Here is a 19,128-nt window from a genome sequence, read left to right on the forward strand (position 1 = left end):
TATCCACCGTAATTCGGATGGTATTGTGCACAATATTGTTACGTAAATGTTTAGTGTTTTTTAACTCAAATTATCAGACCGATTTATGTTTTAAATAAACCTTCTATTAGTCTTTCCATGCGGTTTGTACCGGCTCAAAGCCAAGCACTTTATCAGCGAGCAATCGGGTTAGGCGGCTATTGCCACTACCCAGACCATTCAATCTAATCTCTGCCATAATGGCTTGTGTTGGTTTGTCATTTACATTCAAATCGTTGTAATAACGACGACCATAAACGGCAAAGCCAAAGCAGCAATCTTCATAATCAATGCCGACCAATGAGTCAAGTACTTTATTATCGCGATAATCGTATTGACCTTGTGCCAGTACGCGCCAATTATTATTAACAGGGAAAATAGCTGACGCGGTAAATGCAGACAAAGGCAACTGATTGGTATTGTCATCAAGCTGACGTTTCACAAAGCCGACGTTAAATAAGCTGTTTTCAGAAGGCTGATAGCGCAGTTCAGTCGTGATAAAGTTCAAGTCATAACTGTTATTAAATGCACCGCTAACATCGACCCAAACATTATTATAAGGTTGGGCGCTCGCATTCCACACCATGCCTGAAGAATTGGTATTGAAGACCGGTTTTTGATCTTCTAGCGTAACGCGTCCCTCATCGATATAAAACTGCTCTGCAATGCTACCATCAAAACGTGTCACGCCCGTTGCGTCGATGTAACGATAATTGACACCCGGCGTAAAGGCATGCAAATCTTGCAGGCGATCATGACCTAAGAACCAACTGTCAGAAAACAGTTGCTCATAGTTAATTGACGCAATACGAGTATTAAAGTTAGGAATGCTGTTCTGGTCTTTATAAGGCGAATAGGTATATTTAAGACGTGGGCTTAATAGCTGATAACCACCCATGGTATCGTCAAATGCGCCAAACGGCGAACCGGCACGGTAAAAATAAAGTCCTGCATCTATACTCGCTTGCGGTACAAAGACGGACTGATTGCCATCGGCTTTATTCAGCGCGTTATCTTCTAAGCTGTCCTGATCATAAGAGGTGTATAGATGCTGTAGGCTAAGCTCGGGCTTCACATAACCCCATGCCGACTCAATAGGGTAAACAGCACTCAGCTTATTATAGATGCGTACGCCACTTTTTTCATCTTCTGAGCCATCGTTAATGGACTTTTTAAAATAAGCAGAGTCATGAACCCCAGTAATATCAAATTTTTCTGCCCACGGTAAACGATAGTTTAAGGTTAACTGTGGCAGGCGTGAGTAAGGTTTATCTTTATCTTCTAACGCCTCACCATTATTAGTAAATGCATTCAGCGTTTGGAAGGTTTCGACTTTTAGCTCACCATCGACATAGTCGTTATAATAATTAAGACGCGCGCGTCGTGGCAAGTTCAAAGTATTATCCGACAAGCCTAGCGTATCAAAGTCATTAATATAATCGGCATCAGAGACATAACTGTATTTAGCATCACCACTTAAACGCGGAATGGTCTTTGATGACCAATAGTGATCATAGAAAAAGCTGCTGCGATCTTCGCCATCATATTCTTTATCATTCGGTAAATAAGAACCGTTAAAGATACCTTCACCATAGTTTTCAGTCAAATAGCGAAATTCACCGGAAAGCATCGGATTACGATTGGTATAAACGTGCGCGTTAATCGTCGCGTCGTAATTAGGCGCTAAATTCAAATAATAAGGAACGTCGACTTCAAGTCCACTTTTACTCCCAATACTGGCGCTAGGCAATAAAAATCCGCTGCTGCGTCGACTGTCGATAGGAAAGTTAAAATAAGGCAAATAAAGCACAGGCACATCGGCGATACGGAAAGTAGTGTTATATGCCTTACCACGACCAGTATCGGTATCTAAGTCAATACTTTTGGCTTCCAGTTGCCATTTACGATCCGTCGGTGGACAGGTGCTAAACATGACATTATCTAGCTCGTATTGACTGTCATTAGGACGATTAAGACGTTTGGCATAGCCATGCGCTTGCAATGGTACGCTTGCAAAAGCCACGTCATAAGCCGTTGATTGCCCAGTTTCGGTACTATAAGCCAAATTATCCGCGACACCAATTAAACCGCCTTGTGAGGTCTTTTCGGTAAGCGTGGTTTTATTATTATTAGGCGAATTTTGATTAGTGCTGCTATTGTTATTAGTTGCTTGATTGGTAAACAGTACTTTACCTTGTGCAGCAGCGACACCACTGCTTAAATCCAGTACGATTTTATCCGCTTCGATGTGCTGAGTGCCTTGATCAATAATGACATTACCGGATAGCTCAGCATAATCAACGTTATCATAATAGCCATAATCAGACTCAGAAAATAACGGTGATTGATTATTAGGGATGCCGTTTAGATTGGTTGCTGATTGTCCACTTTCATTAACGGCGCGCTGATAATTAGGATTGCTGGTCGGATAAATCCATTGTCCTTCGCAGCGTTGGGCGCTATCTACTGCACTAGGCAGTAAATTTAAATTCGTACCCAACTTTGGAATGGTTTGCGCCGTATTTTGGCTATTCTCGTTATCGAGATTTTTTTCGCTGTTATTAGTTTCAGGCTTTAACTCGTAAAATTCTGCCAAGCGCGTGAGACTGGCTTGAATACTATCATCATTGACATTGATTCGGCTATTATCTATGGTTGGAGCTGTCGCTGCACTTTGAGCCACACGCGCTTTTGTATTATTTCTCTTACTGTCATTGTTAGTATTAACGTTAGCTAATGATGGTACGGGAGTGTTATCGTTATTCTCGATGATTTCAGTAATATCATTGGCAGCGCTATCACTGCTAAAATCAGCCTCAGCATTGGCGCTATCAGCATCTTTATTATTGGTGCCAATGTCAATATTGGCGTCACTAGTATCAGTAGCATCAATGAGATTGGTTTTAGAGGCACTACTAGCGACACCGGTGCTCGGAGTGATAAGTGGCTTAGTCGTTTGTATATCAAGACTTGCGTTGGCATTGATAGTCACGGTTAAGCCAGTCAAACTTAAAGCACCAAATAAAATCAGACGGATGCTTTGGTAAAGCGGAGAATATAACAAGGGCACACCTATGATTGCAGAGCCTAATGGATTGCGATTTGGATTCAGTAACGTAGCGATTTCATTACTATGAAACCAAACGGCAAGCGTACTAGCATAATGCCGGCGCATTATATTAACTTTCGATAACTGATAACTGATAACTGATAACTGATAACTGATTTAGTAATAATAAGACTGCTAGTAAATCAGTGTATGACTTTATTATCATACTATTAATAGCACACAATACGGTTTATAGATGCTAATCTATGGTTATATATGCTGAATTTTTATCACCATTTTGATAACTATTCATAGCTTATCATAGTCAAAAAAAACCAAATCAGCTACACTATTTATTTTATTACTAAATTTTGTAGGGTAGGTAGACGTTTGTGTGTATTTGCGTTCTATACTCTAAATACGGCAGGGTACAGAGTCTATAAGAAATCTCGCCTACTCGAATTACTGGCTATTTTAACAACTATTTGCTCAACTTATCACTCTTTTAGTTTATTGATAACTACTCTTTAACTGGCGATGTATTCTATGACCAATAAAACCTTAATAACCCCTGCTACGACCACTGATACCATTGACATTCGTCAGCAGCAACTGGAGCAATGGTTGCAGCAGGTTTTTGAAGACCAAGACTTTATCCTTGATAGTTTAGCAGGTGATGCCAGTGCCCGCCGCTATCATCGCATTCAATTACTGGATAGCAATGGGGCGGAGGTGGCGCGCTATATTGTCATGGATTCAGCCGATGAACAAGATGCGATGCAGCAATTTATCATGGTAGATAAGCTGATGATGCCTGCGATAAATGTGCCTAAATTGATAGCGCAAGATCTGACCAAAGGTTTTCTAGTGTTGCAAGATTTCGGTGCAGTAGAGTTTGCTCATTTATTGGTTGGTGCAACACCTGCGCAAGTTAATGAATATTATCAATTAGCTATGCAAACGCTAGTTGAATTACAAAAGCTACCGGTAAAAACAGCAAAAGCTCAGCACCAATTACCTGATTATGATGCCGCAATGTTGACTCGTGAAATGAATTTGTTCAGCGAGTGGTTCATTCCCTATATCGGTGTCGAGCTTGATGAGGGGCTTTGGGAAAACCTAAAATCTGCGTTGATTGCAGAAATTTTGGCACAGCCACAAGTTATTGTTCATCGTGATTATCACAGTCGCAATCTAATGCAAGATCAAGCAGATAAGACGCGACTGGGCGTGATTGATTTCCAAGATGCGGTGATTGGTGCATACAGTTATGACTTAGTCTCATTAGTACGCGATGCCTATGTAGAGTGGTCAGAGACTCAAGTGTCACGTTGGATTCATGACTTTTGGCAGTTGCAAAAACAAGCTGAGTTAGAAACGGTTCATAGTGCTGAACAGTTTGAAAATGATGTCAACGTGATGGGTGTACAACGACATTTAAAAGTACTGGGAATTTTTATTCGCTTGTTTGAGCGCGATGGTAAAAATCGATATTTGACAGATATTCCAAAAGTCATGTGTGATTTTATCTTTGAGCTAGAATGGCTCGGTGCACATGGCAGCGACAGTATGCAGCAAGCAGTAGAGCCTTTTAATAAGTGGTTGATTGATACTGTGTTGCCGGCTTATCAAAATAAATTTGTACAGCAATATATCTAACGCTATTAATGATAAGAAGATGCCTTGCTTTAATTTATTCAAGAATAAGGAATATCCATGTCGGTAATAACCCAAGCCATGATTCTAGCAGCAGGTAAAGGCACGCGCCTGCGTCCATTGACGCTTGAAACTCCTAAGCCTTTAGTAGAAGTGGGCGGTCAGCCGCTCATCGTTTGGCATATTAAAGCGTTACAAGCCGCGGGTATTACTGATATCACCATCAATGCGTCTTGGCTTGCGAAAAAATTGATGGACACCTTAGGTGACGGCTCGCCATACGGCGTGCAGTTGCATTGGTCACTTGAAGACGATGATCCACTAGAAACGGCTGGCGGCATTTTTCAGGCACTACAAACTGGCAAGTTGCAAGATGAACCTTTTATCTTAGTTAATTCGGATGTTTGGACGACTTTTGATTTCGCACCGTTGCGAGATTATCAGTTAGGCGCCGATCAGCGCGCTCATTTATTATTGATTGATAATCCTGAGCACAATAACGGTGGTGACTTTGCTATCAATAATGGCTTGGCAAGTGAGCAGCCGATTGGTGACGCGGATAAATATACCTTTTCGGGTATCAGTGTGATGTCGCCACGTTTGGTGGATGGCTTGGTGACAGGTCAGTCGGCTGCGCTTGGTCCATTACTGAGGCAAGCGATGATAAAATTTCAAGTGACCGCTGAAGTGATTACTGATAACTGGATTGATGTGGGAACACCTGAGCGTTTAGAACAAATAAATACTTTTATAGAAACCAAAGGTACAGGTACGCATCGCGGTGCTTAAATAGCATTTAGGCAGTGCACGATTCAAACTTTATATTAAAAATAAATCAATTAAAAAAACCGCAGCTTTAATAAGATTAGAACTGCGGTTTTTTATTAACTTATAAAGCTGATAGATGAATATCTAAACGCCCATTGCCAGTTTAATCAGTTGCGCAATGGTAAAAATAGTCAAAAAACCTGCGAGATATAAGCCGATAAACCATGCCCATTGGGACTGTTTTTTGCTGAGATTTTTCATGTTCATCTCCTAAATATATATCTTCTAACAACGATGCTTAATACATATGCTCATGGTCGGTTTTACCTTTGAAAGTATAATAGGCAAACGCGGTATAACTGAGAATAATCGGTAGCATAATACCTGCGCCAATGAGCATAAACGATAATGAAGTATCAGCCGCGGCAGCTTCATAAATGGTCATTTGATAGGGTACGATATAAGGGAAAATCGCAGAACAAACCCCGATATAACCCATTAAAAATAGCGCTACCGTCAATAAAAACGGACGATATTCACGCTCGCCAGTCAAATCTTTACGCATTAAGAAGAATAATGCCACAACGATAATCGGCATCGGTGCCAGATACAATAAACCTGGGAAACTGAACCAGCCTTCAAGCGCCTCAATATCAGAAAAGTACATAAATACCGTCACGACAATCATCGCCAAAACCAATGCTGATAGCATCCAACCAGACACTTTACGTGCCCATACTTGTAGCTTATGTTCAGTTTTAATAATGAGCCATGTTGAGCCGAGTAGCGCATACCCAATAAGAAGTGCGATACCACAAACGATTGAGAATGGCGTGAACCAATCAAATGGACCACCGCTGTATAAACGATTACTTGCCTCCATACCCTGTACCAAAGCGCCCAGCATGATGCCTTGGAAAAAGGTAGCGACTACCGAACCAATAAAAAAGAAGGTATCCCATACATAGCGTCGTGAAGAGGATTTAAATCGAAACTCAAAGGCGACCCCGCGCATAATAAGACCAAACAGCATAAAGGTTACGGGTAAATAAAGACCGGTCATAATAATACCGTAAGCGACTGGAAAGGCGGCGAACAAGCCACCACCTCCCAATACCAACCAGGTCTCATTACCGTCCCAAAATGGAGCGATAGAGTTCATTATTCTGCTACGGTTTTTATCGGAGCCTGCAAATGGGAATAAGATACCGCAGCCTAAGTCAAACCCATCAAGAAGTATGTAAACAAAGACCGCTAAGGCGATTAATCCGCCCCAAATTAAGGGTAAATCTAATACATTGCCGAAGTTAAACATTAGCGTAACCCTCCGTCATCTTTGTCATTCGCGGGTTTATCCAGATCGTCAGCTGAGTTTTTCTCCATATTCTCACTGGCATTACTATCGCCACTTAATGTGCGACCTTGACCTTCAGTAATAGAGTGCTCGTAGAAATTGTCATCAGCTGGATTCTCATACGGCTGTGGACCTTTAGCAATCAAGCGTAAGATATAAAAGCTACCCGCGCCAAACACAAAGACATACAGCACAATGAAACCAATAAGTGTCGTTGCCACTTGCTGCGCAGCAACCGGAGACATACTTTCAGCCGTCCGAATCACACCATACACTGTCCACGGTTGGCGTCCCGTTTCAGTGACGAACCAACCAGCCAGTAGGGCGATAAAACCCATTGGCGTCATAAACATCCATAAGCGATGAAACCATTTACTTTCAGGATTGAATTGTTGTTTTTTAAAGTATTTGTAAAGACTAAATAGCCCGACTATTATCATTAATAACCCAATAGCAACCATGATGCGGAATGCCCAAAAGACGATAATGACAACAGGCTGATCTTCAGGTGCCCAGTTTTTGAGACCCTTAACTTCCTTATCAAGTGAATGCGTCAAAATCAGCCCAGACACATAAGGAATTTTAACCTCGTATTTATTCGTCTGATTTTTTTGATCAGGAATCGCAAATAAGCGTAATGCAGCGCCGCGCTCATTCTCCCAAATCCCTTCCATTGCAGCCACTTTAGCTGGTTGATGCTCTAGCGTATTGAGACCATGCTCATCACCAATAATTACCTGAGCAGGCGCGACGAAAATAGCCATCACCATTGCCATACCTAGCATGACACGACCATGTTTGCGGTGTTCGATATGTTTCTTGGACTGCAGATAATACGCACCGATACCACCAATAACAAAAGCAGTCGTCAAAAATGCTGCGGTCATCATGTGTGCGTAGCGGTAAGGGAATGAGGGATTAAAGATGATTTCTAACCAATTGGTCGGATATAGCAGGCCATCAGCGCCTACCATAAACCCTTGTGGCGTCTGCATAAAACTATTGGCCGCTAAAATCCAGAATCCTGATATCAGCGTACCGACAGCAACAATAGCTGTTGCTATCACATGCATCCGTTTACTAACGCGCCCCCAACCAAAGAGCATAATACCTAAAAAGGAAGCTTCTAAGAAAAACGCGGTTAATACTTCATAGGCAAGTAATGGACCTAACACATTACCTGCTTTATCGGAGAAGACAGCCCAGTTAGTACCAAATTGGTAGGACATTACCACGCCCGATACCACGCCCATCCCAAAGACGACGGCGAATATTTTTACCCAGTGTTTATAAACTTCCGCATAAACAGGCTCACCTGTTTTGAGCCAACGAAGTTCTAGTACGGTTAAAAAGCTGGCAAGTCCGATAGAAAAGGCAGGAAAGACAATGTGCCATGAGATAACAAAAGCAAACTGGATACGCGCAAGCGTCAGCGCATCAAGTTGGTCAATCATAAATGTAGCGAACATAAGCGGTTACCCTTATCTGTTAGCTGACTGGCGCTATACTCCATGATACGCTCAGGTAACTGCCCGTAATTGCCTATCAATCAAGGCATCAATTTACGGTCAATAGCCAGTTATTTAGCTGTAAATGTGGGTTAGCTAAAGGCGATTAGGTGACCGACTATTTAGCTAAATTGAATAATCTATATCCATATAAACCATCAAACATTTATTTTTAAAATCAAAATAGGCTTCAATTTGAAGTAAATATATTATGCGCCACCCTATGTGTACACGCAAGCTACGTTAATAAACAATTAACACCTATCAGTCATCATTCGAGATATTTTTCTTTATTGAAATAAAAATAATTAGTGAATAATATATTGAGTATTGTTTAAGTATATTTATCAATCTAAAAACATACTCACTGTATCGTCTTTGTTAAGATTTGAATAGTTTCTTAAATTTATGTTGTATTTAAAATTGGTTTTGAACGCACCATTTATGTTTAAGAGGTACGGTTTAAGATAATATCTAAAACAATATTCGTGAAGCATGAGTAATATTGTAATACTCATATCAGTCTGTTTTGTTTCGAGATGTTTGCTTTTGCGAGTGTTTGTAACTTTCCACTAGGGGATTATGGGGAATATAACCTTATCAATCTTTTATGCTCAGATATTCAGAAATAAAAGATTAGTAAGGTTAATTTAGTAACGCTTACACGTTATTTGCGAGATTAAATTACGGTGAGGTTTGTTGTTGTAGTTGTTTGTGCAAAATACGACGTAAGGTCAGAATGGTTTGTGGATTGGCTTGAATACTATGACCGCCGCTGATTACAGTTTCTGACGCTGCGCCATCGAGGTGGGCACTGGTATACGGCACAATCCCATCAGATAAACGCTCAGTGAGCGCTTGGCTAATGTCCTCATTCACAGTAACCGCGGCAACGAGAGGTTCATTGGCTAGCGTCGTCCTTTCATCTGTATCAGACTGTATTGAGGTAGAAATGGCGTTTTTATCTTGTTCAGGTAAGGCTTGGGATAAGTCAATCTTCGCGCCATTGGGCTGCATTTGTGCAAGCCCTTGAGTAATATCTGAGTCGTTATTAGCGATAATTGAATGAAAGGTAATTCGTTTGTTAATGGTAATATTTTTAGTCAGCTGAATAAATGACGATTTATCGCTCAATTGACTCGCACCATTTTGCAGGTATAGCGCCCCTAATGGGTTATTCGCCAAGTCGCCTTGGGTGGCGATGGTTGCCAAGTTATCGGTAACGGTTTTAATCACACTCAAGGGTAAATAGATGACGCGGCGAATAGCACGCGTAAACCAACGATCCGCATAGTCTGTACCTCGAAAGGGCGCGGATAAAAATACGGCGGTATCGACTTGTGGCAAGGTTTGTAACTTAAAGCGCATGCCCAATTCTTGATTACCAAAAGCTTGTTTGAGAGAGTCGTTAATTTGGCGTTTATTGGTATTAGGTAGTAAATCTTTATTGTCGAGAGCATTTAAATTTTTGGCTAAATTATCATCAGATAGCATCATGCGTGCAATGACTGCGCCCATGCTGTGGCTAATAATCACGCTGTTTTTGCTGGCACGATGTTGCCCGCTAGGATCTGTTTGTTGATAAGTGGCGGTTAGTAATTTTTGGATTTGATAGCGGTTTTCTAAAATAGGTAAATTAGTAGGATAAAAAATTTGCCATACTTGGTAGTTATCGCGCAGCTTGTCATCATTAAAAATATCGTTGGTTAAATTGACCCAAGTTGCAGGGCTTGACGCTAGACCATGTATCATAATGATGACACGTTTATCAGGATCGTACGGTTCTAACATAAATAATTTGGGCAAACTGGCTTCTTGTCGGCGCGTCAATAAGTTTAAGTAACCCACGCCATCAAGCTGATTTTCTGCTAACCATAGCCCGTAACCGGCAGAGAAGTTGGCAGCAAGTGGGTAATCATCGCCCAAAATACTCACGCTTTCGCTACGGTAGGGATTATAGAGGTGGATATTAAGTTCTTCGCTGCCGAGTACATCAAGTACGCTGTCACCGGCAGGAATAATCAGACCAGTCATTAATAAGTGCCCTGTCGGATAAATGCGCGCGCTAGTCTCGCTATCATCCATACTGCCATTGCTTGCCGCTTTTGTTAATTTTCCAGAGAGCGACGATACTAATAATTGGCGAATTGTGGTGGTATAACGGTCGTCAAGTGAGGCGACTAAGCTTATGCCTAAGCCGGGGCGTTTACTGATTGAGTTAAGTCCGGATAAACGTAGCTCATAAGTTGAGACCAAATCGGCAAGGGCAGAGGCTTGCTTGTGAGCGTTTTGTAGATAGTTGTTTTCATTGGGCAAATAGATATTGAGACCATAATCATCCACTTGCATTTTCATGACTCTAATTTGGTCGGTGGGTTTGCCACGTAGCGGTGTATTATTAGCAATAGCAGCTTGATTGCTACTGTCCAGTGTCGCTAAGGTCGGCAAATAATCAATCTTAATATTCTCAGTATCTCCTAACATCGTATTCGCGTTATTCGTGGATTGATATAATTGGGTAATCACATCGTTACTGGCAGCGTTATAGATGTCTTGGGTTTGGATATCAAGGTCGGTTGGAATGCGGTTTGGGTGGCGTGCCTTGGCTTCTTCGGTCTCCGCGCCTTCAAAGTCATGGTCTAATTGGTCATAAAATAGATAGGTATAACTGGATTTGATGGCGTCAAATAGCCGTGCCTGATAATTGGTTAGGCAGGTATTGGTATTTTGTCGTTGCGTATCCGTTTGTGATTTGCTCAACGCGGCATTGGCATAATAAGGGTCAAGCGGTGGACGCGTGAGTGCATTACGGCAGTCTGGCGATTTTGCCAGCTGTTTTGCTTTAGCGTAGTGCAGCTCAGAAAAGATAGCCAGTGCGGAGCGATAGTGCTCATTGAGCAGGCTATCCGTCAGCTGATCTAAGCACAAATCAAACTGCTGCAAACATGCTTGCTCATCAAGACCTGCCGACAATAATGTCGATGCCGTATCGCTACTGAGATTATTGCCCGTCACGATATTACCGCGCTGTGCCGCGATGGTTTTAGACGATGCTTGCTTATTCACTGAAACGGTACTACATGCCGTAAGCATCATTATAGTAACCACTAATGTCATTAGAGCAGCGTTAAAGGTTGGCTTTTTAGCAGTAGATACTGTTGCAGTGGCAACACGGCGGACAAGTGCCATAGATAATCTCAACAGGTAATAGGTCATTATTAATAAAGGTAGCAATAATATATAGGAATCAGTGTAGCTTATTTTTCATTAAGACATTATCGTTCTTATTATTTACCACTCAAAGTATGGATATTTTGACTGCTAGTATATGGCGCTATTATTACCATAAGCACAAAAAAGCGCGAACACTTTATATTGACATGGTATCAACATAAAATGTTCACGCTTGAGCCTTATTCTTAACTATGGTGCAATGTTAAAAATAAGTATTGAGCTTGTATTATTTAACTTCTACATAGAGGGTTTAGCATAGGCATCAGACGATGACAAGTCCCAAATATAGTATTTACCATCTTCAACCAGCTTAATTTGTTGGCGAATGACCGCATTGTCAGGTACTTGCTTTTCAAGACGACGCAAACGGTCTAATGCTTGACTGCGACGGTCACTCAATAAATCTGACTGCGCCAAGCTTTGTTCCGCTTCGGTATAGCCAAGTGCTACTGCGCGATCGAGATATTTTTGCCCTTCTTTAAAACCACCACCTTCTGACAACATCATACCGAATATGAAGTTTGCCTCAGCACTATTTGGATTATTCTTAATCGCACGGTCAATATACTGACCACCACGTACGGTGTATTCTGTTCCCAAATCTAAATTACGACCCATACCATTAAGCTTAGCGGCACGTAGCAATATGTCGTAAGACGCTTCAGGCGCACGAGCATAAGGGTCGATCCAATCGGTTAATACTTTGATTTTTTCACGAGCATTATGGCGTTGCGTGCGGGTAGGGAAGTTTGGCGGATAATGGCGTGCATTAGGCGAAACTTCTTTGATAAAGTCATCAAGTAAACTTACATCTAATTTTTCAGTGTCAGAGCCACGTTTTTGCGCGATTATGACGGTTGGTACAAAGCTTATGTTTGAAATTTGCGCTTGCGGTGTTGGAATATTGGCCAGTTGAACGCCACTGATATTGCTTCCAGTATTGGCACCAGCGTTGGTTGTAGGAGCAGGTTGGTACGTATTGGCTGCTGGTGTTTGCATTGGAGCAGAAGAGGTCGGTTTATAGGCTGTTACTATAGGTAACGGTCTAAGTTTAGCCACTTGCGCAACGTTGACCGGTGTATCAACCTGTGGTGCTGCGTAAGATGGTGCAGTGGCTTCGTCAACTGCCTCAGCCGTGTTTGCGGTCTCGTTCACTGCCGTGGTAGGTGGTGTTGCACGACGAACGACACGTTTAGTTGAGTCAACAGCGCTTGGTACGCTACTTGTTACCGTTGCTTCTGGTGTAGTGGTTGCCGCTAGAGCAGGGACAGTTAGCATCATAGAACATGCGGCTGCTAATGCGGTCATAGTCGCAAACTTATGCGACTTTTTAAATGGAGTGGGTTGGCTGGTTGTAGTCATAAAAATAGTTACCTTAGTTAAGAAATATATCGTCTATTTTCTATTATGGTGTAATAATGAAAAACAGATGAAAAATCGTACAAATTTTTATTATCCCAGTAAATTAACAATGATACTTCTCAGTAGCCTGAGTGTTAAATATCAGCAGTAAACTGGCTAATAATGGTTCAATGAAACTTTATATAATATAAATTATAAGTGATAGGCGGTAGCTTTCATACAATTTGCCATCCAACGCATCGTATGGCGAACAGGTGCAGACAATGCGATACCACCGTTTTCAAGCGCAAGCTCGCGATGATGCAGCTCCTCAATATCCATTTGCGCCAATATCTCTTTAGAGCGTATATCTTGCGCAGGGAGTAGCCCAATATGATCTTGGAGATGTTCGCTGACCTGCGCTTCAGTCTCAGCGACAAAACCCAAGCTAAATTCGTTAGAGATGGCGCCCGCTATTGCCCCAAGCCCAAACGACATGCCATACCATAGCGGCGTAAAGATACTGGGATGACTACCAAGCTCGCTTAAACGGGTCTCACACCATACCAAATGATCGACTTCTTCTTGTGCTGATTGTTGCATCGCTTGCTTAACGTCATTGTCTTTGGCGCTAAATGCCTGCCCATGATACAGCCCTTGTGCACAAACTTCGCCTGTATGATTGATACGCATCAATCCTGCAACATGGCGCGCCTCGGTGATATTCAGTTTAGGTATCGTATCATTACTGACCGGAAGTGGGCGCGTACTTGGATTTGAATGGGGAACCATTGCTCGCAGCGCCTTATCAACGCCAAGCAATACATGATCCATTTTGGTTAAGGAACGCAGCGCCATAAATAGCTCCAGATTAAGGCAATATTGATGCAATGATAGATGCGATTTTGTTCTACTATAGCAAACAATCTTTAATATTGGCATGAAAATTGTCAGCATAACTTCCATTTAACTGACACGTCTGTAACTGAATGTCATGCTGATATTCGTTGTTTTAAATTTAATATTCCTGCATTAAAGTTACTCATCATGCGTTTGTATCATCGCCTGTTTAATATGCTTATTTAACTTAAGAAATAAAAATATTCCAAAGATAATATTAAGCACACCGGTGATTAAGAATAATTGCGGCAGGGACAGTTTTAAACTATTCAATAAAACAATCGCAAAAATGGCAGAACTGACCATAAAAATGGCATTAAAAATATTGTTGGCGCCAACGATGCGTGCGCGATGACTTTTGGGTGCATATGCCTGCATTGAGGCATATAGAGGCACAATATATAAGCCACCACTAAACCCTAAAAAGAATAAGTCCGCAAAAACGCGCCAACTACCTGCTACATGAAACAACTCACCAACGCCTAATAACTTTTCTTGACTCATGTCAATCGAAAGTCCCGACAACGAGAAATACAAGTCAATCGCAAAAATACTCAAGCCTGCAATACCAAACGGTAGTAAACGTAAACTGACCTGATTTTTGGTTAAGGTTTTGCATAGTAGTGAACCAATAGACACGCCTACCGAGAATAACGTCAGTAGAAAAATTACCACTGACTCATCGCCATGTAAGATAACTTTACTAAACTCTGGGGTCTGGGTCAAAAATGTCGCTCCATAAAACCAAAACCAGCTGTTACCCAAAATGATAAAGTATAAAAACGGTAGCGAGTATAAATAGCGTACAGTAGCGATACTGGTGGTAAAAATATTCCAATTAATCTTAATATCTGGCTGCATCGCTGGCATATTGGGAATAGACCGCGCTGACACGTAACCTAATATTGCCACTATTAATACCACCGCGCTAATCCAATATAACGACTGTGGTAGCTGCGTCAACACACCCGCAATAATCATACCCAGTAAAATCGCCAGTGACGTGCCCATTTGGAATAGACCGTTGGCACCGACTAATTCTTCACCTTTCATGGCTTGTGGTAAATAGGCATATTTAATCGGACCAAAAAAGGTAGATTGTGTGCCCATTAAAAATAACGCGACAAATAATAGCGCGTACCACTCGAATACAAAGCCCACGGCTGCAATCACCATAATTGACAGCTCAAGCAGTTTTGTGATTTGTGTCAGCTTAGATTTTTCATATTTATCAGCGATTTGTCCGGCTAATGCCGAAAACAAAAAATAGGGCAGAATAAACAGCATCGCTGCTAAGTTATTCAAAATACTAACTTCTACTCCCAACTGACTGGCAGCGGTATAGGTCAACACTAATATCAGTGCTTGCTTAAAAATATTATCATTGAACGCACCCAAAAATTGGGTAAAAAACATGGCGCTAAAACGGCGACGCTTGAATAGTTGAAACTGGTTTGCCATGAGGGCTCCTACAAGCGGACAGCGTTTAAGGTAAAAAACAGATGAAATACGCAAAGTAAAGGTAAGGTTTATAACTATTATTATGGATTATTGTTAATTTTATCAAAAACTTATCAAATTTTAGGATAGGTTTAATAAATATTAGACCGTATAATAGCAAGGCTTTGCTAGAAATACATACGCCAGATACTATGATTTAATAATTAACTCAGTTATGCTTCGTAAATTTTACGTGTCTGTTTTAACCACGTGCCATAAGTTTATTCGCCGGTAAATTTTGATATTGTTTAGTTAGTAGCAGACGTTTTGACGATAGTTGTTATTAATAACTATCTATTAATGACTATTTATTAATAACAACTGTCGTCAGTATCATTGTGCCGTGTGAGGTGATAGGAAATAAGTAGTCATGAGCCGTCAGCCTTTAAGTCCAGCTTGCAAGTTATCAGGCTTGCACCTTAATCAAGACTCTAGCCAAAATGAGTGGCTTAGCGAATGTGAACAAAAAGGCGATGCCCAATCACGCATTTATTTTGGTCGCACTGCGTTATTTACTGCGCTGACCAGTAGCTTGGTTGGTTTCGGTATTGCGCCTGCGATGGCTGCCGAAACCAATAATACTGCTAATAGCACTAATAATACGGCATTGTCTGACGCTCAGCTTGATACCGCATTAGATGCGCTACGTTTAAAAAAGGCGGTTGAACAAGGTACTATTGATCAATCAGTCTTAGAAGAGTATAGCAAGCAAAACTTAGGCATTAATCCTAAGAAACCGCCTAACAATTCGTCCAAAAATGAATCTAAGAAAATCTCAAATCCAAATAACGGTATTAACGGTAAATCATCTAGCACGTCCAATGATAATTTGCGGCAGCAAGTAGCAAGCGTACAGCAGCAAGGTTATCAAATGATGACTCCTGAGCAAATTGAGCGCGAGCTGGCAGCTGTCAATGCTGCGAACAATCAAAGTAACCGTAACAATCTTAATAACCGTAATAATAGTGGTTTTGATGCGCCAGTGGCAACGTTAAATGGGCGTGCAACACCTATTGGCTTAGACGTGAGCTTAGATGCTGCCACTTTGCCTGCACCGACCAATCTTGAAACCCTTGGATTTGGAGACAGCGCGAAGACGCGTACTGAGAATGCTGAAATCATGGCGCGACCTATTAATGTGAGCGATGCGGTCAGTAGTGGGCGTGTTGATGCAAGCACCGATATCAATCAGCAAGCCAATCCTAAGCAAACGTTAGCTCAGCAAGATGCTACGCAAAACTCTGAATTGCTCACTGGAGCGGATAATGCTAATAAATCAGTAGATGCCTTAAATCCCGAAGATTATCTGCCCAGTTATGAAGAGACAGCAGAGACACAAGCAGTTGCCGAAAGTATGCAGCAAGGCGCTAAGCCGGCACTGCGTGCTCGTGATAACGGTGGTTTTATTAAACGTACCTACAATCGCTTATTTAATGGCGGTTATATGGGTTTACCACACATCAAAACGATCATTTATTTACAGCAAGATGCTGCTGTCAGTGCCGCCAATGGCACACCCAAACTGATCAAAGCTGACAACGATATTCAGCCGATAAATAATATTAAAGCGGCACTTGATGATACCACGGTACAGTCGGTTGTTGATTTTACCGCCGCCTTACCACGCTTGCGCCAAACCGCCCTCGATGCTGCAAAAGCCGTTGGTTACTACGACATCACTTTACGCTTACGTCAACCTAGCAGCGATACGATTGAAGTGATTATCGAAAAGCTTGGCGAACCGGTGCGCGTTGACAGCCGTATTGTTAATATACGCGGTGAGGGTAGTGAGCAGGCAGAATTTAAGGCACTTGAGCAAAACCTGCCACCAAAAGAGGGTGATATATTTAATCATGGCATTTATAAAGACAGTAAAGCAGCACTTGAATCTTTAAGTGATACTTACGGTTATTTTGATCAATATTGGCTGAATAAATCCGTTGATATTATCTTACCTGATAATACCGCTGACGTATCTTTGGTTTATAACACGGGTGATCGTTACCAATTCGATGATGTGGTATTTTTTACTTATGATAAAGAATCGGGTACCTTAACCCAAGACCCCGATAAACTACCGGTTGAGTTGTCTTTATTGCGCCAGCTCTATAACTTTAAAGCGGGTGATCCATTTTACCGTCCTGATATTGCTAAGTTCAGTAATGACTTGTCTGCGACCCGCTACTTTAATACCGTTAACGTTGAAACCATCGTGCCGCCGGATGATCTTAGCGCAACCAGTACCTTAGCATTTGATAATACCTCTAACAGCGGTATAGATAGTGATGTAAATAGCGATAATGCGCTTAATGCGACAAATATTAGCAATGCAAGTACTGACAACAATATCAGCACTGCCAGTGTACGTTCTGATAATGGCGTGGCTGCTGATGACAATATTAATGCCAATAGCGGCGCTACCGTTAACGCAGCAGATATTGCGCCTATTGATTTTGAAGTGGACGAAGAAACGTACGAAAAGCTGGCGGCTATTAAACAAAAAGCGGATCGTTTAAGTCGTCTGCCCAATGACAGAGTACTTGACGAAAAGACCCGAGAAACAGACAGTATTTTAGGTAAAATCAGCGATTCAATCAGTAACGTTGCTAAAAAAATATTCCCTGATGAAAAGCTATTGATTGCAGATGAGGACTTTGTTTCTCCTACCCTTGCAGGTCGGAAAACGCCTGAGCAAGTGCAAGCCAGTAAAAAAATACCGCTATATGTATTCGTCTACGCTGATAAGCCCCGTGATGCCCAAGTTGGTATTGGTTATGGGACTGATACCGGTGTACGCGCGACCGGAAAGATTGACTATAATTTAATCAATCGTCAAGGCTATCAAGCAGGCGCTGAAGTGGCGGTATCGCGGATTAATAAAAATGCCACGATTTATGGTAGTCGCCCATGGAATCATCCGCTTAACGATAAGTTAGAGGCGCGTCTGACCTATGAAGAAGAAACGATCGACCAAGGTAAAGGTAACTTTGACTTATCGACTAAAACTTTAAAAGCAGCGCTGGCACGCAATATTCATCGTGAAAATGGCTGGGATAGCAGCTACTTTGTGCGTTATCGTCTAGATCAACTGGAAACTGGTGTTGATGACGCTGATTTAGACGACTTACCCGTACGCTTTGTTTCTTCCAATCCCAAACAGCAAGCATTATTGTTCGGTTATGGCATTAGTAAAACAACCGTTGATAATGTAGCCAATCCAACACGCGGTTATCGCCAGTATTATGGTATCGAAGCAGGGGCAAATAAGGCATTTAGCGACACCGATTTAGCGATTGTGAGAGCTGGGGTGAGCGGTATTTATAGCTTTGGTGAGGATAAGAAACATCAAGTGCTTGGCAGTCTAAATGGGGGTTATATTTGGGCGGATGATTTCTATGATGTGCCTTATAAATTGCGATTTTTTGCCGGCGGTGATCAAAGTATTCGTGGCTACGACTACAATAGTTTATCCGCGATAGATAAAGGCTATCTCACAGGCGGGCAAATACTCGCTGTTGGCAGTGCAGAATATAACTATGAATTTAAACCCGGTTTTCGCGGTGCGGTATTTAGCGATGTGGGTAATGCCTATGATAAAGACTTTAATACCGATACCAAAGTCGGGGTGGGCGTTGGTATCCGTTGGGCGTCTCCTGTGGGCGTGGTGCGCGTCGATGTGGCGGCTGGCGTGACAGAAGAGGATATTCCCATTAGACTACACTTCTTTATTGGCTCGCCTTTATAAGCAACTAGTCTTTATAAGTAAATCAGTAAATGCTAAGCTCGATAACCCGTAACAA

11 protein-coding genes are annotated in these 19,128 nt (G+C 41.8%); 3 read left to right on the forward strand and 8 right to left on the reverse strand.

Annotated elements, in window-relative coordinates; translation table 11 throughout:
* Positions 1-106: 106 nt before the first annotated feature.
* Positions 107-3,082 carry an LPS-assembly protein LptD gene (locus AOC03_RS10735; protein ID WP_062536742.1) on the reverse strand — a complete coding sequence of 992 codons (2,976 nt, stop codon included), beginning with the start codon at positions 3,080-3,082 and terminating at the stop codon, positions 107-109.
* 522 nt (positions 3,083-3,604) lie between these two features.
* On the opposite strand from AOC03_RS10735, the gene AOC03_RS10740 reads away from it, so the two are divergent.
* Both AOC03_RS10740 and murU read left to right on the forward strand, forming a co-directional pair.
* The gene (locus AOC03_RS10740; protein WP_420480440.1) at positions 3,605-4,726 is read left to right on the forward strand and encodes an aminoglycoside phosphotransferase family protein; all 1,122 of its coding nucleotides are present in this window, start codon (positions 3,605-3,607) and stop codon (positions 4,724-4,726) included.
* Between the two features lie 57 nt (positions 4,727-4,783).
* Positions 4,784-5,512, forward strand: a complete 729-nt coding sequence (murU, locus tag AOC03_RS10745) for an N-acetylmuramate alpha-1-phosphate uridylyltransferase MurU (protein ID WP_062535872.1) — start codon at positions 4,784-4,786, stop codon at positions 5,510-5,512.
* 123 nt (positions 5,513-5,635) lie between these two features.
* Here murU and AOC03_RS12710 read toward each other — a convergent pair whose 3' ends face one another.
* From AOC03_RS12710 to AOC03_RS10775, 7 genes are all read right to left on the reverse strand, one after another.
* The gene (locus AOC03_RS12710; protein WP_147222506.1) at positions 5,636-5,752 is read right to left on the reverse strand and encodes a DUF2474 domain-containing protein; all 117 of its coding nucleotides are present in this window, start codon (positions 5,750-5,752) and stop codon (positions 5,636-5,638) included.
* A gap of 37 nt (positions 5,753-5,789) precedes the next feature.
* A complete protein-coding gene (cydB, locus tag AOC03_RS10750) occupies positions 5,790-6,806 on the reverse strand; it encodes a cytochrome d ubiquinol oxidase subunit II (RefSeq protein ID WP_062535874.1) in 1,017 nt (338 codons plus the stop codon).
* Positions 6,806-8,314 carry a cytochrome ubiquinol oxidase subunit I gene (locus AOC03_RS10755; protein ID WP_062535877.1) on the reverse strand — a complete coding sequence of 503 codons (1,509 nt, stop codon included), beginning with the start codon at positions 8,312-8,314 and terminating at the stop codon, positions 6,806-6,808. The genes cydB and AOC03_RS10755 overlap by 1 nt, the downstream gene beginning before the upstream one ends.
* A 723-nt stretch (positions 8,315-9,037) precedes the next feature.
* A complete protein-coding gene (locus AOC03_RS10760; protein WP_062535879.1) occupies positions 9,038-11,542 on the reverse strand; it encodes an esterase/lipase family protein in 2,505 nt (834 codons plus the stop codon).
* Between the two features lie 282 nt (positions 11,543-11,824).
* A complete protein-coding gene (locus AOC03_RS10765; protein ID WP_062535881.1) occupies positions 11,825-12,949 on the reverse strand; it encodes a hypothetical protein in 1,125 nt (374 codons plus the stop codon).
* 192 nt (positions 12,950-13,141) lie between these two features.
* On the reverse strand, positions 13,142-13,780 hold the full coding sequence (coq7, locus tag AOC03_RS10770; RefSeq protein ID WP_062536744.1) for a 2-polyprenyl-3-methyl-6-methoxy-1,4-benzoquinone monooxygenase: 639 nt from the start codon (positions 13,778-13,780) through the stop codon (positions 13,142-13,144).
* Between the two features lie 186 nt (positions 13,781-13,966).
* Entirely contained in the window at positions 13,967-15,289 is a 1,323-nt protein-coding gene (locus AOC03_RS10775) for an MFS transporter (protein WP_062535883.1), read from the reverse strand.
* Between the two features lie 409 nt (positions 15,290-15,698).
* On the opposite strand from AOC03_RS10775, the gene AOC03_RS10780 reads away from it, so the two are divergent.
* Positions 15,699-19,073, forward strand: a complete 3,375-nt coding sequence (locus AOC03_RS10780; protein WP_062535885.1) for an autotransporter assembly complex protein TamA — start codon at positions 15,699-15,701, stop codon at positions 19,071-19,073.
* Positions 19,074-19,128 lie beyond the last annotated feature (55 nt).

Source organism: Psychrobacter urativorans, assembly GCF_001298525.1.
Lineage (GTDB): Bacteria > Pseudomonadota > Gammaproteobacteria > Pseudomonadales > Moraxellaceae > Psychrobacter > Psychrobacter urativorans_A.